General features: G+C 73.0%; 26 protein-coding genes. 14 read left to right on the top strand and 12 right to left on the bottom strand.

All coding sequences use genetic code 11. The features are described 5' to 3' along the window. Positions 1-155 precede the first annotated feature (155 nt). Positions 156-1,295 (bottom strand): helix-turn-helix transcriptional regulator, encoded by a 1,140-nt coding sequence (locus QRN23_RS15325; RefSeq protein ID WP_159828233.1) that lies wholly within the window; start codon positions 1,293-1,295, stop codon positions 156-158. Positions 1,296-1,471: 176 nt separating this feature from the next. Between QRN23_RS15325 and QRN23_RS15320 the strand changes: the two genes are divergently transcribed. Next, positions 1,472-2,509, top strand: coding sequence for an aldo/keto reductase (locus QRN23_RS15320; RefSeq protein WP_056044374.1), 1,038 nt, complete (start codon positions 1,472-1,474; stop codon positions 2,507-2,509). 293 nt (positions 2,510-2,802) lie between these two features. On the opposite strand, the gene QRN23_RS15315 is transcribed toward QRN23_RS15320, so the two are convergent. Together QRN23_RS15315 and QRN23_RS15310 are read right to left on the bottom strand one after the other, a co-directional pair. Next, positions 2,803-3,648 (bottom strand): TspO-related membrane protein, encoded by an 846-nt coding sequence (locus QRN23_RS15315; RefSeq protein WP_285064018.1) that lies wholly within the window; start codon positions 3,646-3,648, stop codon positions 2,803-2,805. 115 nt (positions 3,649-3,763) lie between these two features. Further along, complete coding sequence (locus tag QRN23_RS15310; RefSeq protein ID WP_285064017.1) at positions 3,764-4,225, bottom strand: DUF3817 domain-containing protein; 462 nt, start codon at positions 4,223-4,225, stop codon at positions 3,764-3,766. A gap of 191 nt (positions 4,226-4,416) precedes the next feature. On the opposite strand from QRN23_RS15310, the gene QRN23_RS15305 reads away from it, so the two are divergent. Continuing rightward, positions 4,417-5,094, top strand: coding sequence for an SDR family NAD(P)-dependent oxidoreductase (locus QRN23_RS15305; RefSeq protein WP_200413331.1), 678 nt, complete (start codon positions 4,417-4,419; stop codon positions 5,092-5,094). 50 nt (positions 5,095-5,144) lie between these two features. Here the strand turns inward: QRN23_RS15305 and QRN23_RS15300 are convergent, their stop codons facing one another. Both QRN23_RS15300 and QRN23_RS15295 read right to left on the bottom strand, forming a co-directional pair. Next, a complete protein-coding gene (locus QRN23_RS15300; protein ID WP_285064016.1) occupies positions 5,145-6,059 on the bottom strand; it encodes a ferredoxin reductase domain-containing protein in 915 nt (304 codons plus the stop codon). After that, positions 6,056-6,634: a molybdopterin-dependent oxidoreductase gene (locus QRN23_RS15295; protein WP_056044367.1), complete on the bottom strand. Its 579-nt coding sequence runs from the start codon at positions 6,632-6,634 to the stop codon at positions 6,056-6,058. The genes QRN23_RS15300 and QRN23_RS15295 overlap by 4 nt, the downstream gene beginning before the upstream one ends. A gap of 175 nt (positions 6,635-6,809) precedes the next feature. On the opposite strand from QRN23_RS15295, the gene QRN23_RS15290 reads away from it, so the two are divergent. The 4 genes from QRN23_RS15290 (at position 6,810) to QRN23_RS15275 (ending at position 10,552) form a co-directional block, all read left to right on the top strand. Then, positions 6,810-7,430: a superoxide dismutase gene (locus QRN23_RS15290; RefSeq protein WP_055976080.1), complete on the top strand. Its 621-nt coding sequence runs from the start codon at positions 6,810-6,812 to the stop codon at positions 7,428-7,430. Positions 7,431-7,596: 166 nt separating this feature from the next. Continuing rightward, complete coding sequence (locus tag QRN23_RS15285; RefSeq protein ID WP_056044365.1) at positions 7,597-8,856, top strand: sensor histidine kinase; 1,260 nt, start codon at positions 7,597-7,599, stop codon at positions 8,854-8,856. Beyond that, complete coding sequence (locus tag QRN23_RS15280; protein WP_159826655.1) at positions 8,853-9,590, top strand: response regulator; 738 nt, start codon at positions 8,853-8,855, stop codon at positions 9,588-9,590. Before QRN23_RS15285 ends, QRN23_RS15280 begins: the two co-directional genes overlap by 4 nt. Further along, positions 9,587-10,552 carry a hypothetical protein gene (locus tag QRN23_RS15275; RefSeq protein ID WP_200413328.1) on the top strand — a complete coding sequence of 322 codons (966 nt, stop codon included), beginning with the start codon at positions 9,587-9,589 and terminating at the stop codon, positions 10,550-10,552. The genes QRN23_RS15280 and QRN23_RS15275 overlap by 4 nt, the downstream gene beginning before the upstream one ends. A 43-nt stretch (positions 10,553-10,595) precedes the next feature. On the opposite strand, the gene QRN23_RS15270 is transcribed toward QRN23_RS15275, so the two are convergent. Beyond that, entirely contained in the window at positions 10,596-11,273 is a 678-nt protein-coding gene (locus QRN23_RS15270) for a ScbR family autoregulator-binding transcription factor (RefSeq protein ID WP_158612885.1), read from the bottom strand. A 214-nt stretch (positions 11,274-11,487) separates the two neighbouring features. Between QRN23_RS15270 and QRN23_RS15265 the strand changes: the two genes are divergently transcribed. Continuing rightward, positions 11,488-11,964 carry a GNAT family N-acetyltransferase gene (locus QRN23_RS15265; RefSeq protein ID WP_285064013.1) on the top strand — a complete coding sequence of 159 codons (477 nt, stop codon included), beginning with the start codon at positions 11,488-11,490 and terminating at the stop codon, positions 11,962-11,964. Here QRN23_RS15265 and QRN23_RS15260 read toward each other — a convergent pair. Beyond that, complete coding sequence (locus QRN23_RS15260; protein WP_285064011.1) at positions 11,954-12,925, bottom strand: EamA family transporter; 972 nt, start codon at positions 12,923-12,925, stop codon at positions 11,954-11,956. The genes QRN23_RS15265 and QRN23_RS15260 overlap by 11 nt on opposite strands. Before the next feature lie 71 nt (positions 12,926-12,996). Here QRN23_RS15260 and QRN23_RS15255 point away from each other — a divergent pair, with 71 nt between their 5' ends. The 3 genes from QRN23_RS15255 to QRN23_RS15245 all read left to right on the top strand — a co-directional run bounded on the left by QRN23_RS15255 (position 12,997) and on the right by QRN23_RS15245 (position 14,494). Then, positions 12,997-13,896, top strand: a complete 900-nt coding sequence (locus tag QRN23_RS15255; RefSeq protein ID WP_159826661.1) for a LysR family transcriptional regulator — start codon at positions 12,997-12,999, stop codon at positions 13,894-13,896. A gap of 89 nt (positions 13,897-13,985) precedes the next feature. Then, a complete protein-coding gene (locus tag QRN23_RS15250; RefSeq protein ID WP_285064009.1) occupies positions 13,986-14,237 on the top strand; it encodes a type II toxin-antitoxin system Phd/YefM family antitoxin in 252 nt (83 codons plus the stop codon). After that, complete coding sequence (locus tag QRN23_RS15245; protein ID WP_200413324.1) at positions 14,234-14,494, top strand: Txe/YoeB family addiction module toxin; 261 nt, start codon at positions 14,234-14,236, stop codon at positions 14,492-14,494. The genes QRN23_RS15250 and QRN23_RS15245 overlap by 4 nt, the downstream gene beginning before the upstream one ends. A 10-nt stretch (positions 14,495-14,504) precedes the next feature. On the opposite strand, the gene QRN23_RS15240 is transcribed toward QRN23_RS15245, so the two are convergent. Beyond that, positions 14,505-15,776 (bottom strand): murein hydrolase activator EnvC family protein, encoded by a 1,272-nt coding sequence (locus QRN23_RS15240; RefSeq protein WP_285064006.1) that lies wholly within the window; start codon positions 15,774-15,776, stop codon positions 14,505-14,507. Positions 15,777-16,112: 336 nt separating this feature from the next. Between QRN23_RS15240 and QRN23_RS15235 the strand changes: the two genes are divergently transcribed. Next, complete coding sequence (locus tag QRN23_RS15235; protein ID WP_285064004.1) at positions 16,113-17,183, top strand: glycoside hydrolase family 6 protein; 1,071 nt, start codon at positions 16,113-16,115, stop codon at positions 17,181-17,183. Positions 17,184-17,214: 31 nt separating this feature from the next. Here QRN23_RS15235 and QRN23_RS15230 read toward each other — a convergent pair whose 3' ends face one another. Then, a complete protein-coding gene (locus QRN23_RS15230) occupies positions 17,215-17,610 on the bottom strand; it encodes a MerR family transcriptional regulator (RefSeq protein ID WP_267659073.1) in 396 nt (131 codons plus the stop codon). A gap of 98 nt (positions 17,611-17,708) precedes the next feature. Between QRN23_RS15230 and QRN23_RS15225 the strand changes: the two genes are divergently transcribed. After that, positions 17,709-19,355: a SulP family inorganic anion transporter gene (locus tag QRN23_RS15225; protein WP_502874824.1), complete on the top strand. Its 1,647-nt coding sequence runs from the start codon at positions 17,709-17,711 to the stop codon at positions 19,353-19,355. A 152-nt stretch (positions 19,356-19,507) separates the two neighbouring features. Here QRN23_RS15225 and QRN23_RS15220 read toward each other — a convergent pair whose 3' ends face one another. Beyond that, positions 19,508-20,569, bottom strand: a complete 1,062-nt coding sequence (locus QRN23_RS15220; protein ID WP_285064001.1) for a C40 family peptidase — start codon at positions 20,567-20,569, stop codon at positions 19,508-19,510. A gap of 221 nt (positions 20,570-20,790) precedes the next feature. After that, positions 20,791-21,432, bottom strand: a complete 642-nt coding sequence (locus QRN23_RS15215) for a DnaJ family domain-containing protein (RefSeq protein ID WP_192125251.1) — start codon at positions 21,430-21,432, stop codon at positions 20,791-20,793. 160 nt (positions 21,433-21,592) lie between these two features. Between QRN23_RS15215 and QRN23_RS15210 the strand changes: the two genes are divergently transcribed. Next, positions 21,593-22,009: a hypothetical protein gene (locus QRN23_RS15210; RefSeq protein WP_285063999.1), complete on the top strand. Its 417-nt coding sequence runs from the start codon at positions 21,593-21,595 to the stop codon at positions 22,007-22,009. Between the two features lie 170 nt (positions 22,010-22,179). Here QRN23_RS15210 and QRN23_RS15205 read toward each other — a convergent pair whose 3' ends face one another. Continuing rightward, entirely contained in the window at positions 22,180-22,671 is a 492-nt protein-coding gene (locus tag QRN23_RS15205; protein WP_071255905.1) for a hypothetical protein, read from the bottom strand. A gap of 506 nt (positions 22,672-23,177) precedes the next feature. Here QRN23_RS15205 and QRN23_RS15200 point away from each other — a divergent pair. Next, positions 23,178-24,806 carry an ATP-binding cassette domain-containing protein gene (locus QRN23_RS15200; protein WP_285063997.1) on the top strand — a complete coding sequence of 543 codons (1,629 nt, stop codon included), beginning with the start codon at positions 23,178-23,180 and terminating at the stop codon, positions 24,804-24,806. Positions 24,807-25,164 lie beyond the last annotated feature (358 nt).

Here is a 25,164-nt window from a genome sequence, read left to right as displayed (position 1 = left end):
CCCGACGTCGATCTCGTGCGCTGTGACTCGCGGTCCTGAACCTTTCACCGCGAGGCCACTTCATTCTGCGGCTCTCCGCTCCTCGGGCAAACCCGGCAATGTCCGAAAAACGAAATGAAAGCTCAGCTTGCGAAGCGGTGGCAAAAAGTCACCCGTCACCCTTCGAGGGTGTCGCGGGGTGACCGCCCGAACTCGGCCGTGTACTGGGCCGCGAAGCGGCCCGCGTGGGCGAAACCCCAGCTGAGCGCCACGCCCGCGACGGTGTGGCCGAGGGTCGGATCGGCCATGACGAGGTCCCCGTGCGCGCCGCGCAGCCGCGCCCGCCGCAGTTCGGCCATGGGCGTCGAGTCGAGGTGGCGACGGAACGCCAGCTGCAGGGCGCGGGGGGTCACCCGAGCCGCCTCGGCGATCTCGACGACGCCGATGTCGTCGTGCGCGTGCTGCTCGATGTAGTCGCGAGCCCGACGCACGGTCGACGGGAGGGGCGTGAGGCCGTCGGCACCGCCGACGCCGACCACGTTCGTCTCGAAGGCCTCGAGGTAGGCGGCCACGAGCGACCGGAACGCCGAGCCCCGCACCAGCTGACTGGCCATGGCGGCGTCGTTGCGGATGACGTGCTCGTGCACGTGCCGGACGAGGTCGGACCAGTAGCGGCCGAGCGAGGGCGAGACCGCCTCGGCCGCGGTCGACCGGAGCCCCCCGGGGGCGGTGAGCCGCATGGCCTCCAGCTCGCGTTCGACGGCGGTGCGGTCGAGCATCACCTGCCCGAGCACGAGGTCGTACGACAGCATGACCTTGGCGTCGTGCGACGGGAACGAGAACGGTGCGCCCGGCTCGACCCTGAGCTCGTGGTCGCGGGTCCGCAGCGACAACCGGCCGGCCATCACGCCGCCGGCGACGAGGAACCCGGTCGGATCGCTCTCGGACAGCAGGCGTCCCCGCCGGTACTCGAAGCGACAGAGGGCGAAGCGCGTGTCGCCGGACACGGCGCGACTGTAGGTGAACGGCTCGGGGCCCTCGCCTTCGAGTCGCGTGATCTTGTAGTTCTTGCGGATCAGCGCGTGCGCGACCTCGCGATCCGTGGTCGAGACGCTGCGGACCCGCGGGTCGACGAGCGCCTCGAAGGTCTGCGCCCTGGGGGGCGCCGCGGTCGGATCGGTGGTGGCGTCGGTCGGCGCGGTGTCCGTGGGCGTGGTGTCCGTGGGCGCGGTGTCCGTCGGCGCGGTGTTCGTGGGCGTGGTGCGGAGTGCAGCTGATCCGGCGACTGGTGAGGCCGCCTGCGGTGTGGACGTCACGGTCGTTCCCCTCGGGTGGGACGGTGATCCGGGGTGGTTGGTCCCGGGTGGTCCTCCCGACGTCGGTGTCGAGTGACCTACCCGAGAGTATCCAACAGACGAACTGGACGCGCGCCGCATCCTGGGGCAGGGCACCGCCCGGTCGGGTGCGGTCGCAGTCCGCGTAGCGTCGGGTCATGGACTACAGAACCCTCGGAAACAGTGGAGCCTCGGTGTCGGAGCTGACCCTCGGCACCATGACCTTCGGCGCCGAAGCCGACGAACCGACCTCGCACGCCATCCTCGACGCCTTCGTGGCCGGAGGCGGCACGCTCGTCGACACCGCCGACGTCTACAGCGCCGGCACCAGCGAGACCATCATCGGCCGGTGGCTGGCGAGCCACCCCACGGACGCCGACCAGGTGGTGCTCGCGACCAAGGGACGCTTCCCCATGGGCGACGGGCCCAACGACGTCGGGCTGTCGCGTCGTCACCTCGCGAAGGCCCTCGACGCCTCGCTGACCCGGCTCGGCGTGGAGCACGTCGACCTCTACCAGATGCACGCCTGGGACCACCTCACCCCGATCGACGAGACGCTGAGGTTCCTCGACGACGCCATCAGTGCGGGCAAGATCGGCTACTACGGCTTCTCGAACTACCTCGGGTGGCAGGTGACCAAGGCCGTCGGCCGCGCCGAGGCCCTCGGGTTCGCCCCGCCCGTCACGCTGCAGCCGCAGTACAACCTGCTCGTCCGCGACATCGAGCACGAGGTCGTCCCGGCCTCGCTCGACGCCGGCATCGGCCTGCTGCCCTGGTCGCCGCTGGCCGGCGGCTGGTTGAGCGGCAAGTACGTCCGCGACCAGGCGCCCACCGGTGCCACCCGCCTCGGCGAGGACCCGAAACGCGGCATGGAGGCCTGGGAGGCGCGCAACGCGGACGAGCGCACCTGGACCGTCCTCGACGCGGTCACCTCGATCGCCTCGGCGCACGACGCCTCGGCCTCGCAGGTCGCCCTGGCCTGGCTGCTCCGGCAGCCCGCGGTCACCTCGGTGATCCTCGGCGCCCGCACGGTCGAGCAGCTGGACGACAACCTGGGTTCGTCGGCCCTGGCCGCGGCCCTCACCGACGACGAGGTGGCCCGGCTCACCTCGGCGAGCGCACCCCGGGTCGACGACTACCCCTACGGCACGGCGGGCGTCGCCCAGCGCGACCGGAAGATCACCGGCGGCCGCTGACCAGGAGGCGCGGCGCGCCTCCTGCGGGCACCGCGCCTCCCCCACGCTGTTCATCCCGCACGACACCGCGAGATGGTCACCGCGCCAGGTTTTCTCCTGGCGCCGTGACCATTTCGCGGTGCTGTGCGGTAGAGCGGCACGCGTGACCCAGCATCCCGCCACGAAGTAAGCGTCCCGCCACGCAATCCTGTGGCGGGACGTTTACTTCGTGGCGGCGTGCCCGGGGCCCGGGGGCGGGGCGGTGCCGTGCGGGGCGGTGCGGGGCGGGGCGGTGCGGGCGGTGCGGCCGGGGCTCAGCGCTGCAGCGAGGCGGTGGCGCCGACCCGACCGCGCGCGACCCGCACGGCGATCGTGACGACCAGCACGACGGCGGCGGCGACGATGGCGGCCACCCCGGCGACGACGTTCTCGGGTTCGCCGGTCAGGCGGCCGACCGCGATCCAGGCGAGTCCCCACGAGAGCGACAGGGCGGGAGCGAGGCGGCCACGCCCGGCGAAGGCCAGCACGACGCCGACGAGGGCGGCCACGGCGAGCACCACCGACGACCAGAACCCGGCCGCGAAGCCGAAGCCGTCGAAGCCCGCGTCGACCAGGCCGGCGGCGACGTTGGCGACCGTCGCGACGCTGACCCAGCCGAGGTAGAGGCCGAGGGTGCCGTCGGTGACGACTGCGTCGACCCACCCGCTCGACGCGGTGTGGAACAGGATGACGAAGATGCGCGCGAGCACCAGCAGCAGCGCGACGATCACGACGGCGCCCAGCCAGACGCTGCCGAGCTGCACGGCGGCGAACAGCCAGGCGGCGTTGAGCAGCAGCGAGGCCGCGACCCAGTAACCGAGCCGACGGTGCCGGGTCACGGCGCGCTGACCGGGCAGGGCCTGGTAGATCGCGTAGGCGACGAGGCCGAGGTAGATGACGCTCCAGATGCTGAAGGCCGTGGTCGCCGGGGCGACCGTCGTGGCCGTCGCGCTGAGGGCCCCGCCCGCCGCATCGGACACCGAGACGCCGCCGAACGCGCCCGATCCGTAGGCGGCCAGCACGATCGCGAGGACCGCGGTCACGACCACGACGATCTGGCGGACGACGTCACGCGACGTCGCGGTCTCGGCAGGGGGTCGGGTGCTCGTGTCGGTGCTCATGAGGGGGACGCTAGTCGTGCCCGCTGATCGATCTCTTAGTTGCTAAGAGGATTGTCAGGGAAGGGGCGGCGAGGGAAGGGCGGCACAGCCCCGGAGGCGCGGTGCGGTCGGGCGATCAGCCCACCTGCACGGGCGGCCCCGCGATCAGCAGCACCACGAAGACGACGACCACGGCGACGACCAGCAGCACGAGGGCGAGGACGAGGTGCCCGAGCATCCAGCGCAACAGGCGGTCGAGGGGGCGTCGGTCGCGCGGGTCGTCGGTCGCCGTGCGGCGCCAGGCACCGGCGAGGAGGCCGCGGCGGTCGATCCAGCGCTCGACGGGCAACGAGGCGAACGGCACGACGGCGCTGGCGAGGGCGGCCAGGGTCACCCCGCCCGACCAGCGCTGGTTCACCGCGACGACGACGCCCGCGACGAGGTACGCGAGGAACACGAAGCCGTGGATCGGCCCGGCCACGCTGACCGGCCAGTCGCCGACCCCCACGGCGTACTTGAGGATCATGCCCACGATGAGCAGCGACCAGGTCACCACCTCGGCGACGGCGAACGAGCGGAAGAGGGTGCGAGGCGACACGAGCTGCTCCTGGTGAGGGGCCGACGGGGACGCGTCCATGCTCGCAGCCCCCTGCTGAGCGCCGGCCCTGCCCGCTCGAACCGGTGACTCGGCCACACGGCCCTGCCCGCTCTACGCGGCCACCCGGCCACGCGGCCCGCGTACCCCTCCGGCTGGGTGCCGGCCCGCGCCTCCTCGGTTGGATGGGTCCCATGACGACACTCGCGATCATCGGTGCAGGCAAGGGGCTCGGCGCTGCCGTGGCCCGACGATTCGGCGCGGAGGGCTTCAGCGTGGCCCTCGTCTCCCGCCACCAGGGCAGGCTCGACGCCCTCGCGGCCGAACTCGAGGCCGACGGCGTCACGGCCCAGGGCTTCACCGCCGACGTGCGCGACCCGGCGAGCATCGCCGCCGCGCTCGAGCAGGCGACCGAGCAGCTCGGACCGATCCAGGTCATGCAGTACAGCCCGCTGCCGCAGAAGGACTTCATGCGTCCCGTGCTCGAGACCATGCCCGCCGACCTGGTCGGTCCGGTCGAGTTCTCGATCTACGGGCCGGTCGCAGCCGTGCACCAGGTGCTGCCCGGCATGCGGTTCCTGCCCGACGGCGGCGGCACCATCCTCTTCGTCAACGGCGGCTCGGCCGTCACGCCCGGCGCGAAGGTGACGGGCACCTCCATCGCCTTCGCCGGGCTGACCGCCTACGCGCAGCTGCTCCACGACGAGCTCGCCGGCGAGGGCATCCACGTCGGTCAGCTGATCATCCCCGGCGGCATCGAGCCCGAGAGCAGCGACAAGAGCCCGGAGGCGCTGGCCGAGTTGCTCTGGCAGCAGCACGTCACGCGCGGCGACTTCCGGACCACGGCGCCCGAGAAGGGCACGCCCGCCTGACGCCCGGCGTTCGGGTGGGGGCTGGTACCTCCGCCGGACGGCGGGCGGCCTCAGACGCCGCCGAAGCGCTCGGTCCGGACGCGGGTCGGCGCGTGCCCGAGCTCGACCAGCCAGCCGGCGACGACCGCCACGAACGAGTTCGCCCCGCAGACGTAGACCAGCGGATGCTCGGACGCGGGCAGCACGAGCCGCTCGATTTCGTCGCGGGTGAGTCGGCCCGCCGGCCGAGCGTGCCCCTCGGGAGCCGTTCGGCTGAAGACCCAGTCGACCACGAGGGGCGCTCGAGGCCCGGTCGTGTCACGAGCCGAGGAGGCGCGCGCGGCCTCGTCCAGCTCGCCGACGTACCACCGAGAACCCGGGTCGCGCACCGAGGCGAGCAGACGCATCGGGGGTGCGTCCCGGCCTCGGGCCCGCACCATCGCCATCAGCGGTGCGACGCCCGACCCCCCACCGATCAACTGCACGGGGGCCGCCGTCGGCGGGGTCGCCCCCTCGGGCTCGGGCAGCACCGCGTGGACGGCCGAGTCGGGCTCGAACTCGGTCGGCGGCCAGACGAACCAGCCGCCGATCGGGCCGCGCACCTCGATCGGATCGCCGGGTTCGGCCGCGTCGACCAGGTAGGGCGAGACCTCGCCGTCGTCCAGGCGCTCGACGGTGACCTCGATCTGCGGGACCGGGCCCGCGCCTCCTGCGCCCCGCGAGCCGTCGGGGCCGCCGGAGGCCCTGACGTCGCTCAGCGAATACGACCGCACGGCGGTGTACCCGTCGTCCGCGGTCAGCCGCAGGTCGACGTGCTGGCCGGCTCGCGCGGGCCGGAGGCCGGGCACCGCGAGGGTGAGCGACCGGGCCCGCGGCGTCTGCGCGACCGACGACACGATCGTGGCGGGCAGCCAGGCGTACGGATCACCCGCGGGGTCGAGCCCGGCGACGCCGCCGACCCCGGGGTCGGGAACGGGGTCGCTCACGCGTACCGTTCTTCCTTCCACGGGTCGCCGTGCGGGTGGTAGCCCATGCTCTCCCAGAAGCCGCGGCGGTCGGTGGCCATGGTCTGGATGCCCTGCAGCCACTTGGCGCTCTTCCAGAAGTAGAGCCCGGGCACGAAGAGGCGCGCGGGCCCGCCGTGCTCGGCGTGCAGCGGCTGCCCCTCGTAGGTGTCGACCACCCAGGCCTTGCCCCCGAGCAGCTCGCCGAGCGGCAGGTTGGTCGTGTACCCGCCGTGGCTGGTCGCCATCGCGAACTCGTGCGTGGTCTCGAGGCCGTCGAAGAGGGTGTCGAGCGAGACGCCCCGCCAGTGGGTGCCGAGCTTCGACCAGCTCGTGACGCAGTGGATGTCGGTCTCGATCGCCTCGTGCGGCAGGGCCTGGAAGTCGGCCCAGGTGAGGGAGCGCTGCCCGGTCTCGGTGGCGACCTGGAGCTCCCACCGCTTGATGTTCGGCGTGGGGCCGGCCGACAGGACCGGGAACCCGCTCTCGAGGTACTGCCCCGGGGGCAGTCGCGGGTCGGCCGCGCGTCGCCTGCCGAAGCCGGTGAATCCTGCCATGGTGCGCCTCCTCGGGGTGGAGCGGGGTCGTTCGCGGTTGCGTCGTACGCCCGTCAGCCTACGCACGACCCCCGACGGCGCCGGGCCCCGAGGCTGCGTCCGCGCTGGGAGAACGTTGACCCCGGCATGGGTGGAGGTCGTACGGTGGATGCAGGTCAATTCGAAAGGACCCCACATGGCTGAGTACACCCTGCCCGATCTGCCCTACGACTACTCCGCTCTGGCGCCGCACATCAGCGCGAAGATCATGGAGCTGCACCACTCCAAGCACCACAACACGTACGTCACCGGCGCGAACACGGCCAACGCCGCCCTCGCCGAGGCCCGCTCGACGGGTGACCTGGCGAACGTCAACAAGCTCGAGAAGGACCTCGCCTTCAACCTCGGTGGCCACGTCAACCACTCGATCTTCTGGACGAACCTCACCCCCGAGACCAGCGAGCCCACCGGCGACCTGCTCGAGGCCATCGGCCGCGACTTCGGCGACCTCGAGAAGTTCAAGGCCCACTTCACCGCCACCGCGCTCGGCGTGCAGGGCTCGGGTTGGTCCGTGCTCGCGTACGACGTGCTCGGCCAGCGCCTCAGCGTCTTCCAGCTCTTCGACCAGCAGGGCAACGTGCCGTTCGGCCTCGTCCCCCTGCTGATGCTCGACGTGTGGGAGCACGCCTACTACCTCGACTACCAGAACGTGCGCGCCGACTACGTCAAGGCCTTCTGGAACATCGTGAACTGGAGCAACGTCGAGGCCCGCCTCGCCGCCGCGACGACCAAGACCGACGGTCTGATCACGCTCTAGTCCCTCCAGTACCACCACGCCGACGGCGCGTCCCCACCCGGGGGCGCGCCGTCGCCGCGTCCCCGGGGACCGACGGCTCGTCCCCACCCCGGCGCGTTCGTCCTCAAGGATGAAAACCCCGCAGGAGGCGCGCGCGGCCGGTCGACGACGCCTTACGGTCGTCGACATGGACACCATCCCCGACGACCTGCGCACCTGGGTGCCGCGCCTCGCGGCCCCCGTCGGCGCCGCGGTCTTCGTGCTGCTGTGGACGATCGCCGAGGCCGGCCGGGGCGAGATCGTCGAGAACGTCGTCCTGTTCGGGCTCTTCGGCCTGGCCGTCGGCCTCGCGGTCTGGATGCCGTGGACCTCGATCGGCCTGATGGTGACGATCCCGGCCCTGCAGCTCGCCGGCTGGGTGCAGCCCCCGACGGACACCACCTGGCCGACGTACCTCGCCCTCGCGTTCGTGGCGTTCTTCGCGGCGTTCGCCCGCTCGGTCGCCGTGCGGCTCGTCGCCCTCGCCGCCGCCGGCCTCGCGTCGGGACTCGCCGCGATCGCGATGGCCGTGCCCACCCTCGCGCGACCGTACGTGTGGTCGTCGTGGGTGGGCGGCGGCCAGGGCACGAAGACCGACGTGATCACCCTGGCGGCCTCGCTCTTCGGTGCCGCGGCCGCGGCCTGGGCGGTCGGCATCTTCCTCTCGAGCGTGCTGCGGGTCCGCCGCATCGGACAGGTGCTCGAGCGCACCGAGACGCGCTTCCACGAGACGGATTTCGAGCTGCGCCTCGCCCACGACCGTGCCCGGATCTCCCGTGACGTGCACGACGCCCTCGCCCACTCGCTGGCGGTGATCGTGTCGCAGGCGCAGGGCGCCCTGGCGTTGTCGGCGACCCGTCCCGAGGTCGTCGAGCAGGCGCTGCGCACGATCGCCGACGTCGGCCGCACCTCGTTGGTCGACGTGCGGCACCTGGTCGAGCGCATCCAGCAGGACGCCGACGACGTGACGCCCCGCGAGACCCTCGCCGACCTCGACCGACTCGCGACGACGATGCGCGACGTGGGCATGACCGTCACCCTGCGGCACCTCGGCGACGCCTCCGAGCTGTTGCCCTCGCAAGAACTCGCGGTCTTCCGCATCGTGCAGGAGAGCCTGACCAACGCCCTCAAGCACTCCGGCTCGTCGAGCACGGTCGACGTCGCCCTCGACTGGCGGGGGCCCGGCCTCGCCCTGCTGGTGACGTCGTCGGGCGACGACCCGCTCGTCGCCGCCCGCCGCGGCACCGGCCGGGGCACCGGCATCGCCAGCATGACCGAACGGGCCCGGCTCGCCGGTGGCTGGCTGACGGCCGAGCTCGGCGACGACGGCGTCTTCGTCGTCACCGCCTTCCTGCCGACTCCCGAACCGATCGGACTCCTGCAGTCCTGGACGGAGCAACCCGCATGACCGACGTGACGACCGCGACGACGCGCACCGCGCCTCCCGCCCTCGTGAGGGTGGTCGTCGTCGACGACCAGCCGCTGTTCGCCTCCGGGCTGCAGATGCTGATCGAGGCGCAAGCCGACCTGGTCTGCGTGGGCACGGCCGTCGACGGGGCGGCCGGAGTCGCCCTGGTCGAGCGTGAGCGGCCCGACGTCGTGCTGATGGACCTGCGCATGCCCGTGATGAACGGTCTCGAGGCCACCACGCGCATCGTGGCGGCGGCCGGCACCGACCCCGACTCGGCCCCGCGCGTCGTCGCCCTGACCACGATCCAGCGCGACGAGGCCGTGTTCAGCGCGTTGAAGGCCGGGGCCTACGCGTTCCTCACGAAGGACGCCACGCCCGACGAGGTGCTGACGACGATCCGCGCGGCGGCGGCCGGCGAGCCCGTCCCGACCACGGCCGCCGCCCTCGACGTCGTGCACGCGTTCGCCGTGCCGACCCCGTCCCCGAAGCGGCGGACCGAACCGCTCGAGGTGCTCTCGCCCCGCGAGCGCGAGATCTTCCTGCTCGTGGCACGGGGCCTGAGCAACGCCGAGATCGCCGAGAGCGCGTGGCTGAGCGAGGCGACGGTCAAGAGCCACGTGCGCGCCGTGCTGCAGAAGCTCGGCATGCGCAACCGCGTGCAGATCGTCGTCTTCGCCTACGAGAACGACCTGGTGGGCCCGGCCCGCGACGACGAGGGGGCCACGCGATGACCGACGAGAAGAACGTCCCGACCCGCGACGTCCCGCCCGGCGGCGTCTCGCCTCGACAGCGACGCGCGAAGCGGGTGACGCTCGCAGCCGTGGTCGCGGTGGTCGCCGGCGTCGTCGCCTACGGCATCCCGGCCAATGCGGCCTACGCCCTGCCCGACCTCCCCGAGAAGGACGTCGACGCGTGGACGATGCCGCTCGACCGGTACGTGCCGGTCGGCGAGACCTCGTCGTCCTACGCCCTCCTGCTCGTCGCGCAGCAGTGCATGGTCGCGGCCGGTCACGACGACTTCGTGGTGCCGTGGCGGGACGTGGCGGCGGGCGACCGGGCGGGCGAGCTGTCGATGAACGGCTCGCTGCGCCTCCGGGCCTTCGACCTGGCGACGGCCGAGACCCGCGGCTACCACGCCCTGTCGGTCATCGACGCGGGGGCGGCCGCCTGGTCCGAGTTCTCGTCGCAACCCTGGACGGACGAGAGGTCCGCCCGGTTCGACACCTGCGTGCAGCGCGCCCGCGGGACGGTGCCGTCACTGGACGACTACTCGAACCGCACCCAGTCGCTCGTCCGCCTGAACAACGCCGCGTTCGAGGGGGCCCGTGACGACCCCACGGTGACGGCGACCTGGGACGACTGGCGCGGGTGCATGCAGGACGCCCGGGTGGGCGACGTGGCCTCCGACCCGTCGGGCATGCCGACCCTCGAGATGGCCGACCGGTTCGAGACGCTCGACTCGAGCACGTCGCCGACCGACGACGAGATCGAGATCGCGACGGCCGACGCCCGGTGCCGTGAGTCCTCCGGCTACCGCGACGCCCTCTACGAGGCCGAGTGGCAGCGACAACTCACCGTGCCGCACGACGACGGCGAGCTGCTCTCCGGGATCGACACGGCGGCCCTGGCCGCGGACAACGCGGAGATCCGGCGGGTGCTGGCCGAGCTCACCCCACCGCGGCCACCGTCCTGACCCGCCCCCTCCTCGAGGGACTGGGAAACCGGTCGGCCAGTATCTAAACTGGGTCCACAGAGGACACGTCGGGGGACGGGGGAACGTCCGACGGCCTGATCAGCGGGGGCAACGAGCTGGTCAGGCCTTCGTGCCCGGGGGCCACGACCGTCGGCAGCACGAACGCCCACATGTCGCGCAGCCGGTCGAAGAGGTCGGCGCGGGCGGTCAGGGCCTGCGACACGATGTGCACGCCGGCGTACGACCCGACGACGAAGCGGGCGACGCTCTCGACGTCGGTGTCGGCCCGGAAGTCGCCCTCGGCGACCGCGCGCTCGACGAGCCCCGAGATCTGGGCCTGCCAGTCGAGGTACGGGTGCTCGACCCGGAGGTCGCGGCTCGGCGACTGGGTGGTCAGACGGATGCCCGCCGTCACGAGCACCTCGGTGGTGAGCTGCGTGGCGAGCGACGCGCACGAGAGCATGAGCGCCTCGGCACCGCTGCCCGCGGTCTCGGACACCCGGTCGGCGTAGGCGCGCGAGAGCGCGTGCTGCTCGGCGATGACCGCGTTCGCGAGGTCGGCCTTCGAGCGGAAGTGGAAGTAGAGCGCACCCTTGGTCACGGTGGCGGTCTCGGCGACGAGGTCGAGCGAGGCCTCGCTGTAGCCGTGCTCGTCGAAGACGACGGCGGCCCCTCGGATGATGGCGGCGCGGGTCGCCTGGGCACGTTTCTGCTGGGGCATCGGGTGGGTCTCTCCTGCGGGTCGAGACGGTGCCCCTGCGAGGCACCGCACGGCCGCCCCCCGCCGGCCGCTGCACACGTTACCGGGGCGACCTGCGCCCTCCGACAGTCGCCGGGGTACGCGTGGCGAAGCGTATCGGGGTACGACCGACCGGTCCGCCTGCGGCTCGTGACGTCGCGTGCCGCGCATGGTCACGGCGCGCTAGCGTGCGGGCATGACGCTCAGCCTCGTGCCCATGCCCACCTCCCGCCTCGTGCCCTGGATGCGACGCTCGACCGCCGAGTACGAGAAGTCCCGCGTGCTCGCCGGCGAGACCCCCGAGCAGGCCGCCGAGGCCGCCCGACGCTCGTTCGGCGAGGCCTTCCCCGACGGGGCACCGGCCGAGGGCCACCTCGTCTACGACGTCATCGACGACGCCCGACCGGGTGAGCCCGTCGGCATCCTCTGGATCGCACCCCGCGTGCCCGGCTCGTCGGACTGGTGGGTCTTCGACGTCGAGATCGACGAGGCCCACCGCGGTGCCGGACTCGGCCGGGCGACGATGCTCCTCGCCGAGCAGGCCGCCGCCCGTCACGGCGCCGAGACCCTCGGCCTGAATGTGTTCGGCCACAACGAGGTCGCCCGCCACCTCTACGAATCGCTCGGCTACGAGACGACCGCCGTGCAGATGAAGAAGCCCGTCACCGCCTGAGGGGCGACCCGGGAGGCGCGGTGTCGGTCTCGGGGACGGGCACCGGCTCGGGCGGGGCGACCCGCGCCTCCTCGGGGTCGCCGTCCGCGGCGCGGGCTCTCGGCACCCGGCTGGCGTAGAGCACGCCGCCGACCACCGCGACGCCGGCGACGAGCTCGACCAGGTCGGGCACCTCGCCGAACGCCAGCCACGAGGCCAGCACGCCGACCACGGGCACGAGCATCGAGAACGGTGCGACGGTGGCCGAGGGGTAGACCGAGAGCAGGCGCGTCCAGATGCCGTAGCCCACGACCGAGGCGATCAGCACGAGGTAGAGCAGGCAGAGCACCGACGGCAGCGCCTCGAGCATGAAGACCGTGCCGAGGCTCTCACCGATGCGCTCGGGGCCCTCGACGACGAACGACAGGGCGAGCATCGGCACCGGCGCGACGATCGACATCCACAGCGTCAGGTGCATCGGGTTCGGCGGGGCGGCCCGTCGCACGGCCACGTTGCCGATCGCCCAGCCGAGCGCACCGCACAGCGTCAGCACGACGGGCAGCAGCGCCGCGACCTGCGACCGGTGCCCCGCGATGACCACGAGCGCGACGACGGCGATGCCGATGCCGATCGCCTGCCGACGGGTGATGCGTTCCCGGAGCCAGAAGCCGGCGATCACGACCGTGAACGGCGCCGACGCCTGTAACACGAGCGAGGCGAGACCCGAGGGCATGCCCGCCGCGATGCCGAGGTAGAGGAAGGCGAACTGCAGCATGCCGAGCGTCGCCCCCACGAGCAGAACGCGCGACCACGGGATCGCCGGACGCGGCACCAGCAAGACGGTCGGCACCGCGAGCAACGTGAAGCGCAACGCCACGAGCAGGAACGGCGGGAAGTGCTCGAGGGCGATCGCCGTCACGGGGAAGTTGATGCCCCAGCAGACGGCGACGACGAGGGCGAGGAGGCGGTCACGGACGGTCACGTCTCCATCGTGGCGTGCCCGACCGTTCAGGACCAGCGCAGATCCCCGCGTGCACTTTGTAGGCTGCCTTCATGGACCTGTCCCATCTCGACCTGCTGCGGGAACTCGCCGACCGCGGCAGCGTCACCGCCGTCGCGACCGCCACGCACCGGTCGCCCAGCGCCGTGTCGCAGCAGCTGAAGACGGTGCAGCGTCAGCTCGGGGTCGAGCTCGTCCGTCGCGTCGGCCGGGGCGTCGTGCTCACGGAGGAGGGCCGGGCGCTGGCCCGGGCGTCGGTCGGGGTCGCGACCGCGGTCGCCGAGGCCGAGGCGGCGTTCGACGCCGTCCGCGGAGGCACGGGTGGCGTCGTGCGGGTGTCCGTGTTCGCCTCGGCGGCCGAGCTGCTGTTGCCCGGAGTGTTGCACCGCATGCGGTCGCACCCGGGCATCGAGCTCGACGTGGCCGACCGCGACGTCTCCGAGGACGAGTTCGCCCCGCTGACGGCGGACTTCGACGTGGTGCTCGCCCACCGGTCGGACGGCGTGCTGCCGCCGGGCCGAGCATCGACGACCGTCGTGTCGCTGCTGCGCGAACCGCTCGAGGTCGCGCTCCCCCTCGGCCACCGACTGGCCGACCGCAGTCGGGTGGCCGTCGACGACGTCATCCGGGAGCCCTGGATCGGGGTGCCGGAGGGGTACCCGATCGACCGCGTGCTGGTGGCGATGGCCCTGCAGTCGGGCGTCGCACCCGAGGTCGTCCACCGCACGGTGCACCTGCCCCTGATCGAGAACCTCGTGGCGGCCGGCCACGGGGTCGCCCTCGTCCCGCGTCACACGTCGGCCTCGCGGGCGCCCGGTCGGTTCCACCTCGCGACGCTCGAGAACGTCCGCGCCGGGCGCCACCTCGAGGCGCTGATGCGACCCGACCGGGCGGCCCGGCCGGCCGTCCGCACCGTCGTCGACGAGATCCGGGCCGAAGCCGCGTCGATCTGACGAACCGATGGACGAGGCGCGCGAAGTCTCCTCGCCGTCTTGTGACACGGACCTCTCGGACGTACAATTTCCTGTACTCAGGAGGAACGATGAAGACACTCACCTATTCCGAGTCGCGGGCGAACTACGCAGCGACGCTCGACGCGGTCACCGACGATCGCGAAGAGGTCGTCATCACCCGCGCCGGGCACGATCCCGTCGTGCTCGTCGCGCTCGACGACTACGAGTCGTTGAAAGAGGCGGCCTACCTCTTGCGCAGCCCGGCCAACGCGCGGCGCCTGCTCGGCGCGATCGAGCGTCTGAGCGAGGGCGGCGGGAGCGAGCGAGAACTGCACGGATGAGGATCGTCTTCGACGACGACGCCTGGGACGACTACGTGTACTGGCAGACGCAAGACCGGAAGGTGCTGAAGCGCATCAACACCCTGATCCGCGACATCGAACGCAACGGGAACGAAGGCATCGGCAAGCCCGAGGCCTTGAAGCACGGCTTCCACGGATTCTGGTCTCGCCGCCTCACCGACGAGCACAGGTTGGTCTACAAGGTGACCGAGACGGACGTCCTGATCGCGCAGTGCCGCTACCAGTACTCGAGCTGAACTCGGGTCGTCAGCGGACGCCCTTCGACGCGAGGAAGACCACGGGGTCGGTCGGGACGCCGCCCTGCCGCACCTCGAGGTGCAGGTGGCAGCCGGTCGAGCCGCCCGAGGTGCCGACGCCGGCGATGTTCTGGCCGGCCGCGACCTGCTGGCCGACCGAGACGTAGATGCCGTTGCGTTCCATGTGGGCGTAGGCGCTGCTGACCCCGCCGCCGTGGTCCACGACGATCAGGTTGCCGTAGCCGCTCGACGGCCCGGCGTAGCTGACGCGACCGGCCGAGACCGAGTAGATCGGCGTGCCGCAGGAGGCCCCGAAGTCGGCTCCGGCGTGCAGCTTGTACTCGCCCGTGATCGGGTGGATGCGGTAGCCGTAGGCCTGGTACGAGCCGAACGCGCGGATGGCGGCGACCCACCCGGTGCCCGGGCCGGGACCGCCCGTGCCCGGCGCGACGGGGCCCGTGCCACCACCCGCGGCGGGGGCGGGACGCGCAGCGGCGGCGGCGGCCGCAGCCGCGGCCGCCTGTGCCTGCGCGTAGGCCTGCTCGAGCGTCATGCGGTCGTCCTCGAGCAGGGCGACCTGGGCGGCGAGGGTGGCCTTCTCGTCGTCGACGGCCGCGAGGTCGGCCTCGGCCGTCACGCTGGCCGCGGCCGCCTCGTCGAGTGCGGTCTGCGCGTCGGCCGCGAGCCGGTCGCGTTCGGCGAGCGCCACGGCGGCCTGGTCGGCCAGCGAGGTCGCGAGGTTGTCGGCGGCCTGGGCCCGCTCGCGGAGGCGACCGACGTTCTCGCCCAGCTTGCTCGACAGGCTCAGCCCCTTGAGCACCTCTTGGGCGCCGTCGCCGGCCGCGAGCAGGTCGCCCACCATGCCCCCGCTGCCGGGGCGGGCCAGCAGGGCGGCGGCCTGGCCGACGACCCGTCGTGAGGAGTCGGCGGTCTCGCGGGCCTCGGCCCGGCGCGTCTCGAGCCGCTCGTGCCGTGCGGTCGCCTCGTCGACGGCGGCCTGGGCCTCGCCCAGCACGCGACCGGCCTCGTCCGCCGAGGTGCGGGCGGCCTCGGCACGGGCCGAGGCCGCGTCGAGCGCCGTCTGCAGGTCGGCGAGCGCCTTCTTCTTGGCGGACTCGTCGTCGCGCGCGGCGAGGACGGCCTGCCAGGTCGGGGCGGCGGCGATCGCGCGGTCGGGGACGAGGAACGTGGCGAGCACGGCCAGCACGAGGGCGACGGTGGTCGCCGACGTCCGGCGGCGGAGGGGGCTCGAGAGGGGAACGGGGCGGACGGAGTGGGACATGGCTCTCTGTCTGTCTGGTGCACGCGTCGCGTGCGGTGGTGCAGGGGCGTCCGCGCTCGGGCCTCGCGGAGCACCCACACTACCGAGGCGCTCCGGGACGGAAGCGGCGCGCTCGCCCCGCACCGCGCCTCCTCGGGGCGGTCGCTGGGCTGGGGACGAGACGTCGACGCGGCGCCGTCAGCGATGCCGACGCCTCGGCGACGCGGCGCCGACCCGGCGCCCGCGAGGTACGGTCGTGTCCCCCTTTCGGCCCCTGTGCGTCGGCCGGCATCCGTGGTCGACTGTCCCTTCCACCACCGTCGGGGCAGCTCCCCGAGTGCGCCGAGAGAGGCGCAGATGGCATCGTCCCGACCGGCCCGCACCACCCTCGGCCTGATCGCCGCGGCCGCCGTCGTCCTGCTGACCGCGTGCTCGTCGGGCGACGCCACCCGTCCGACGCCGACGGGCGCACCGGCCACGCCGACGCCGACCCCGACGTCGCAGGCGACCCGGGTGACGCCCGAGACGATCCGCACGGCTCCGTCCGGCACGGTGTTCCACGGGGGCATCGCGCTCGAGCCGAACTCGCTGGCGATCCGGGCCGAGGCCACGCTGAGCGCCGACGGCGAGACGGACGCCGCGCGGGCCGCGGCCCTCATCGCGGAGCGCCCCGTGGCGATGTGGATCGGCGACGGCTACGACGACGCCCAGCTCGTGAAGGTGATCACCGACTACCTGGCCGCCGCCGAGGACCAGGGGGCGACGCCCGTGTTCGTCACCTACGCGATCCCCGACCGGGACTGCGGCAACTACTCGGCCGGCGGCTTGTCCGTCGAGCGCTACCCCGCCTGGAACGCGACCATCGCGGCCACCCTCGCCGGGCACCGGGCCGTCGTCATCGTCGAACCCGACTCGCTCGGCATCCTGAGCCGGTGTCCGCAGCTGGCCGACACGCGCCTCCCCCTGCTGAAGCAGGCCGTCGCCGACTTCGCGGCGGCCGGCGTGCCCGCCTACCTCGACGGCGGCAACTCGCACTGGGTGCCCCCCGAGGTGATGGCCGAGCGGCTCGAGGCGGCGGGCATCGAGCAGGCCCGCGGCTTCTTCACCAACGTCGCGGGCTTCTACCCCGTGGGCGACGAGCAGCCCTACGCCGAGGAGGTCGCGGCGATGACGGGCGGCAGCCGCTACGTGATCGACGTGTCACGCAACGGCCGCGGCTGGAAGGGGACGTGGTGCAACCCCGAGGACGTCGGCCTCGGCCAGGACCCCCGCGTGGTGTCCGACGACGGCCGCCTCGACGCCCTGCTCTGGGTCAAGACGCCGGGCATCAGCGACGGCACCTGCAACGACGGCCCCCCGGCCGGTGAGTGGTACCCGTCGTACGCCGAGATGCTCGTCGACCGCCGCCCCGAGTGGGCCCGCAGCTGACGCACGGTCGGCCGGCCCGCCCCGGGACCGCTCAGCCGAGGCGGGCGCGCAGCAGCTCGAGGAACTCGTCCGCCATCGCGAGCTGACGCTCGAGCTTCGCGCGACGCTCGACGGTCTCGTCGATGAACGCCGCCAAGGAGGCGCGGGTCGCCTGACCGCGCCCGTCGCCGTCGTCCGCCCCGCCGTCGAGTGCGTCGACGACCCGCAGCAGTTCGGCCATCTCGTCGAGGCTGAACCCGAGCGGCTTCATGCGTCGGATCACCATGAGCCGCAGGTAGTCGTCGTGCGTGTAGAGCCGGAATCCGCCCTCGCTGCGGCCCGACGGCGTCAGCAGACCGACCTCGTCGTAGTGGCGGATCGTGCGCAGCGACATCTCGGTGCGCTCGGCCAGCTCGCCGATCTGCATCGTGGCGGTCTCGTCGGGCATGGGATCTCGTTTCATCTCTACCCTCACGTAAGGGTAGGGTTGCATCGTACGGCAGTGTCGCCGACTCCCCATTCTTCCGCACACCCCAGGAGTCCTCCGTGACCACTGCCCACGACTCCGACCGCGCGCGCCCTGAACCCGCCGCGCGGTCGGTCCTCCCCGTCCGCCCCACCGACACGGTGCTGTCCGTGTTGCGCAACCCGCGCCTCCTGACCCGCGAGGCCCTGGCCGGCGTCGTCACGACGCTCGCGCTCGTGCCCGAGGTCATCTCGTTCTCGGTGATCGCCGGGGTCGACCCGATGGTCAGCCTCGTCGCGTCGATCGTGCTCGCGCTCGTCATGTCGGTCCTCGGCGGCCGGCCGGCGATGGTGACCGCCGCCGCGGGCTCGGTCGCCCTCGTCATCGCGCCACTGGTCCGCGAGCACGGCACCGACTACGTGCTGCCCACGGTCGTGCTGGCCGGGCTCGTGCAGCTCGCGTTCGGGCTCGCCGGCCTCGCCCGGCTGATGCGGTTCATCCCCCGCTCGGTCATGATCGGCTTCGTCAACGCGCTGGGAGTGCTGATCTTCGTGGCGCAGGTGCCGCACATCATCGACCAGCCGTGGGTCGTCTACCCGCTGTTCGCCCTGACCATCGCGATCGTCGTGCTGCTGCCGAAGGTGACGAAGGCCGTACCCGCGCCGCTCGTCGCCATCGTCGTCGTGACGGTCATCGCCGTGGCCGCCCGCCTCGACGTGCACACCGTCGGCGACGAGGGCCCGATGGGCGGCGGCCTGCCCGGCCTGACCCCGTGGCTCGCCCCGTTCACCCTCGAGACGTTGCAGATCATCTGGCCGACCGCCCTCAGCGTCGCCTTCGTCGGCCTGATGGAGACCCTGCTGACCGCGAAGCTCGTCGACGACCTCACCGAGACCCCGTCGCACAAGGGCAAGGAGTCCTGGGCGCTCGGCGTCGCGAACATCGCGGCGGGCTTCTACGGCGGCATCGCCGGCTGCGCCATGATCGGCCAGACCGTCGTCAACGTGAAGATCGGACGGGCCCGCACGCGGGTGTCGACCATCGCGGCGGGGCTCTTCCTGCTGTTGCTGGTCACCGGGCTGAGCGCGGTGATGTCGACGATCCCGATGGTGGCGCTGGCCGCGGTCATGATGATCGTCGCGATCACCACCGTCGACTGGCACTCGCTGAAGCCGTCGACCCTCCGCCGCATGCCCGCGCCCGAGACACTGGTCATGGTGGTCACGGTGGCGGTGGTCGTCGCGACGAACAACCTCGCCCTCGGCGTCGCGGTCGGCGTGCTCCTCGCGATGGTGCTGTTCGCCCGCCGCGTGGCCCACGTGATCACGGTCGAGCGGCACGTGACGCCGGCCCCCGCGGGCGCCGGCGTCACCTCCGGCACCGGCACCCTGGGCACCGCCAGCGACACGGTCGATGTCGCCCCGAGCGCAGGAGGCGCGGGTGCCGTCGTCGACGGACCCCCGGCCCCCGAGACGGTGCGGTACGACGTCGTCGGCCCGCTGTTCTTCGGCAGCAGCAACGACCTCGTCGAGCACTTCTCCTACGGAGACGACCCTGCGACGGTCACCGTCGACCTGTCCCGCGCCCAGGTGTGGGACGCGTCGAGCGTCGCCGCCCTCGACTCGGTCGACGAGAAGTTCCGGGCACACGGCGTGACGGCGACGTTCGTCGGGCTGGACGACCGTAGCGAGGCGTTCCACGGCCGTCTCACCGGCCGCCTCGGGTAGCGGGTCCGGAGCACGGGCACGCGACACCGCGGCACGGTGCCTGCCGCAGAACGGACGGACGGCGGAGCCCCGGAGGCGCGGGTCGTCAGGTCAGGACGCGAAACCGCCCTGCGCGGTCGAGGCTGAACCCGAGCCCGAGCCCGAGGGACGGCTCAGCCGTCGATGCGGACGAAGTGGTGCGCCTGGTTCCAGATCGGGCGGACGTCGACGAAGCCGCCGGGCTTCGGGGCGTCGAGGATCATGCCGTTGCCGGCGTAGATGCCGTCGTGGGCCAAGTTGTCGAACACGACGAGGTCGCCGGGGACCGCCTCGGACTCGGGGATGGTCCGGCCCTCGGTGTTCTGCGTCGGCACGTAGTGGGTCAACTCGATGCCGAACTGCGCATAGACGAACGTGATGAGGCCGGAGCAGTCGAACTTCGAGGGGTCTTCACCGCCGTGAACGTACGGCGTGCCGATGTACTGCAGCGCGACCGCGAGCACCTGGTCGCGGTCGAGTTCGGGGTAGAGAGGGTTCGCGAGGTAGTCGGCCGTGGTCGGCCCCTCGTAGGTCGTGTTCGCCGCGGCCTTGCGGTTCTGCAGGTTCTGCGTCACGACGTCGACCATCGACGTGGCCGAGTAGGCGTCGCGGGCGGTCTCGTCGGACTCGTCCGTCAGCGAGGCGGTGTCGACCGACAGCGTCTGCGAACCGAGCGACGACCGCGCCGTCGCACCCGCGGCGACGGCCTGGGCCTCGTCGCCGGTGGTCGCGAGCAGGGGGAGGACGCCGCTGGCGGCGAATCCGACGATCGCGGTGACGATGGAGAGCTTCTTGACGGCGGTGCCGACGCTGCGCGCCGCACCGGGGCGGCCGGCGGCCGCACGGGTCGGCGACGCAGGACGTGTGGCCACGACCGCGGCACGGCGAGCGCGGCGCGACGGACGGGCAGGTGCCGGGTGGCTGGTGGACGAGGAGGCGCGGGCCGCGTCCTCGGGACGAGCGGCGGCGCTGGCGGTGACGGCGGACTCTTCGAGACCGAGCAAGGGGCCGGCCTGAACCGGCGCGTCGGCGCGTCGGGGTCGGACGCGCGGGGCGACCGAGGCCTCGGCGGCACCGACGAGTGCGGGGCACTCGACGAAGGACTCACGGTGCGAGGTGGGGAGGACGTCCCGTCGGGCACGGCGTTCGCGACGCTCGAGGGCGAGGCGGGCCGAACGCTCTCCGAGCGGCCTCACACCGGTCGAGCCAGCCTGACCCGCAGGACGCTGACCAGCACTTTCGACGTGACCAGCCGTCGCGCCACCCTGATCCGGAGAGGTCGGGGAGGCGGGCTTCGTCACGCGTGCGGTCCTCTCGTCTGGGGGTGGTGCGAACACTCGACCCTAGCGCGCATCATCCTCGAGGTGTAGTTCTCGTCGGAAAAAGATCACGAACAGGTCACGAGGCCAGGCGGTGATCACTCGTCGGATGACGGCGGCTCACCCGGCCCGGACGACGGTCCCGGGTCGCCTCGGCGCCGCTTGAGCTCGCGTCGCAGGGCCCGCCGTTCGCGCCAGCTCGGGGGTGGTGGCGGCACGGCGGCGGCCTCGGCGGCCCGGCGCGCCTGCCGCCTCTCGTGCCAGAGCAGGACCTCGCCGTCGACGTCCCGCGTGGGCGTCACGACCGGGGGTCCGCCGGACAGCTGGCGCCTGGCCTCGACGATGCGCGCGTTGAAGTCCTCGAGGTGCGACCGCACGGCGGCCTCGGAGCGCAGCCGGTCGAGCTCGGCGTGCAGACCCGTGCTCTCGGCGCGCAGCGACAGGGCCGGAGGGGCGAGCCCGGTGAGCCCCTCGCGCTCGATCAGACCGCGGAGCCACCAGTCGGGGTCGACCGTGCCGCCGGCCAGGCCGGGCAGCGGCTTGCCGGCGAGCGGCAGGTCGTCGAACTCGCCACGGGCGATCGCCTGGTCGATGGCGGTGCGGGCCCAGGCCCGCATCTCGGCGGCCGTGCGGGTGTCGCGGGGCGCGTCGTCGCTCGGCACGTCGCCGTCGACCCGGTAGCGGGCCGCGTCGACGCGGTGGTCGCGACCCTGCGGTCGTCGTTCGGGTTCTCGGTCCATGCGCCGCGCCTCCTGCGCTCGTCGTGGGGCGGCGGACGGTGCCCGGCCGTCGCTCCTGCTCGTTCGTGCTCTTCGGGGTTCGTGGCGTCGAGGGTACGCCGCACCACCGACGGCGGCCGGGCCTACCCTGGAGGCCCCGCCCGCCGATCGAGGAGACCCGATGCGCGACGCCGCCCCACCCGCCCCCCGCACGATCTCGGCGGCGTACGCCCTGTGGATCGCCGTCGTCGCCCTGGGCGTCGTCGGTGCCGTCCTGCTGATGCTGTTCGGCGGGCCGGCCCGGGTGTCGACGTCCGGCGGGGCCCTGGCCGACCCACGCGGAGCCGACATCGCCGGTGGCGTCTTCGCGATCGTGGTCGCCCTGGTGCAGCTCGCGGTCGTGCGGTCGATGCGCGACGGGCGCCGCTGGGCACGCACCGTGCTGCTCGTGCTGACGATCCTGCAGGTGCTGGGTGGCGTGAGCGGGGCGAGCGGCGGCGGGGTGCTCGAGTGGGCGTCCGTGATCTGCGCGCTGGTCGCCTGCCTGCTGATGCTGCTGCCGCCGTCGACGGCGTTCTTCGAGCGGCACGCCCGCTAGGCGCGTCGGCGCTCCACGACGCCCCGAGGAGGTGCGGCTCGTCCGGCGAGGACGCGCGGGTCGCCCGGCGAGGACGCGCCGCTCGTCAGGTGAGGTGGCGTGGGTCGCCCGGTGAGGACGCGCCGCCCGTCAGCGGAGGCGCGGGTCGTCCGGTGAGGACGTGCCGCCCGTCAGACCGAGCGGCCGCGACCCCGGGCGCGCAGCACGTCGACGACGACCGCGCCGACGACGGCCCCCGCACCGAGCAGGGCGAGCACGGTGCTCGACCGGACGAAGTCCGAGCGGCGACCGCGGGGCAGGCGCCCGGCGGCGAGGTCGTGGAGCAACTGGCCGGACGCCGCGAGGCAGGCCGACTCGGCCTCGGCGTCGTGCAGGGACCAGTCGGGCACCGAGACGTCGCCGATCACGCTGACGTCACCGTCGTCGGCGTCGAACCAGACGTCCACGGGTGCACGCCGAGGGCCCGTGACCGTCAGGACGCGCGTCTGCCAGCCGACGCGGCGCAGGGTCGTGCCCGGCACCTCGTCGCCGACCCACGAGTGGACGACCCGCAGGCGCCCGCTCTCCTCGGCGGCGGCCAGGTCGAGCGCCCGTCGCAGCCGATCGACGAACGGCGGACGCTCGGGTTCGGGCAACGAGATGGTCGGCAGGCCTCGGTACATGCCGACAGTGTGCCCCGCCCGCCTGGACGCCGCCGCACCCGTCGGCCCGTCGCACGACGCCAGGATGTGGGCACGACGCCATGACTAGTTCTGGCGCCATGTCCATCTCCTGGCGCCGTGTCCATCTCCTGGCGGCGAGCGCAGGAGGCGCGGGTCGCCCGGCACCCGCCCCTTGCGGACCGGCGTGGGCACGACCTACCGTGGCGGGGTACCCCGTCGCGAGAGCAGGCACCGGTGCGGCCGACACACCGGCCGGTCGACCGCCCTCGCGGACACGGGGGCCCACCGCACAGAAGGCAGAGCGTTGCGTCTCATCACCGGTACTGCGCCCCTCGCGCAGCAGTCGCCCTCGCACTGACGCCACACCCGCCCGCCCCGTGAACCGGGCGCCGCCTCGCTCGAGGCGCCGCGCCTCCTGCCGGGTCGCTCCCCCGCCGCAGCAGACCTCCGTCGCCGGCGAGGGACGGGTGGTCGTCGTGCTCCGACACCATCCACCGGGAGCCCTCGTGCCCACCATCACCGCACCCTCCATCGTCCTGTCCGACCTCTCGTTCTCCTGGCCCGACGGCTCGGGGGTCATCGACCACCTGTCGACCGCGTTCGGCCGTGGCCGCACCGGCCTCGTCGGCGCGAACGGCGCGGGCAAGTCCACGCTCGTCCGGCTCGTCACCGGCGACCTCGTCCCCACCGGCGGACGTCTCACGACCACCGGCGAGGTCGACCTGCTGCCGCAACGGCTGCGGTCCCGCGCCGACGACACCGTGGCCGACCTGCTGGGGGTCGGCCCGCGCCTCCTCGCCTTGCGGACGATCCTCGCCGGGGACGCGACCGAACGGCAGTTCGAGCTGCTCGCCGACGACTGGGACGTCGAGTCGCGCGCCGCCGCGGCCCTCGCCGACGTCGGGCTGGGCCACCTCGACGGCGGTGGCCGCACCAGCACCGGGACCAGCAGCACAGGCACCGGCACCGTCCTCGACCGCCCGGTGTCGACGCTGTCCGGAGGGCAGGCCGTGCTCGTCGCCATCGCCGGCGTGCGCTTGCGGGGTCGGCCGATCGCAGTGTTCGACGAGCCCTCGAACGACCTCGACCGACGATCGCGCGGCCTGCTGCTCGACGTGGTCGACCGCTGGCGGGGGACGCTCGTCGTCGTCAGTCACGACCGCGAGCTGCTCGAGCACGTCGACGAGATCGCCGAGCTGCGCGACGGCTCGATGACCGTGTTCGGCGGGACCTGGTCGGCCTACGAGCACCAGCTCGCGGTGCTGCAGGCCGCGGCCGAGCGCGACGTCCGGGCCGCCGAGCAGGTGTTCAAGGCCGAGCGGAGGCAGCGCATCGAGGCCGAGACGACCATCGCGCGGCGGGCCAAGGCGGGAGCCAAGGCCGGCGAGTCGATGCCGAAGATCATGGCGAACCAGCTGCGCGGCCAGGCCGAGGCGACGGCGGGCGCGCTGCGCAAGGCGCACGCGTCGTCCGAGCAGGAGGCGCGGGTCGCGGTCGACACCGCCGAACGACGTCTGCGTCGTGACGACACGATCGTGGTCGACCTGCCGGACCCGGCGGTCCCGGCGTCCCGGCGCCTCGCCGAGCTGACGGTGCGGGGACGCACCGTGGTCGTCCAGGGGGTGGAGCGCATCGCCGTCGTCGGCGACAACGGGGCGGGCAAGACGACGCTGCTCGAGCAGCTCGTCGGTGCGCCGGACGCGCGGCCGCATCCGCTGCCCGACACGCACGCCGTGGCGCTCACCGGTCGGGTCGCCCACCTCGGGCAGAAGAAGGACTCGCTCGACGACGGACTCACGGTGCTCGAGAACGTCCGGAGGGCTGCACCGGACGTTCCTCCGCGCGAGGTGCGTAACCATCTCGCGCGGTTCCTCATCCGGGGAGACATCGTGGACCGGCTCGGCGGGACGCTCTCGGGCGGTGAACGGTTCCGGGTCGCGCTGGCCGGGCTGCTGCTCGCCGACCCGCCGCCCGAACTGCTGGTGCTCGACGAGCCGACGAACGACCTCGACATGGCGAGCACCGACCACCTGCTCCAGGCGTTGCGCGGCTACCGCGGGGCGCTCGTGATCGTCAGCCACGACGAGGCCTTCCTCGAGCGGCTCGGGCTCGACGCCCGGGTCGAGGTCCGCTGAGGCGGCGGCGCCGCCGCCGGGCCGGGCGCCCGCCAGCCCGCCAGCCCGCCAGCCCGCCAGCCCGCCACGAACTAAACACCCCGCCACGAGAAAAAGTGGCGGCATGTTTACTTCGTGGCGGCGAGGGCAGGGAGGTGTGGCGCAGCCCGCCGCACAGCGCCAGGAAGTGGTCACGACGCCATGACTAGTCCTGGCGCTGTGTCCATCTCCTGGCGAGGAACGCAGGAGGCGCGGCGCGGGCCGGACGGGCGAACGCAGGAGGCGCAGGTCGGGCCGCCGACGGAGCCCGCCAGTCCGCCGTAGCCGCCAGCCCGCCACGAACTAAACACCCCGCCACGAGAAAAAGTGGCGGCATGTT

The organism is Frigoribacterium sp. ME-P-080 (assembly GCF_030209595.1).
GTDB lineage: Bacteria > Actinomycetota > Actinomycetes > Actinomycetales > Microbacteriaceae > Frigoribacterium.
The sequence above is the reverse complement of the archived record's forward strand: the minus strand, read 5'-3'. Positions and strand labels throughout refer to the sequence as shown.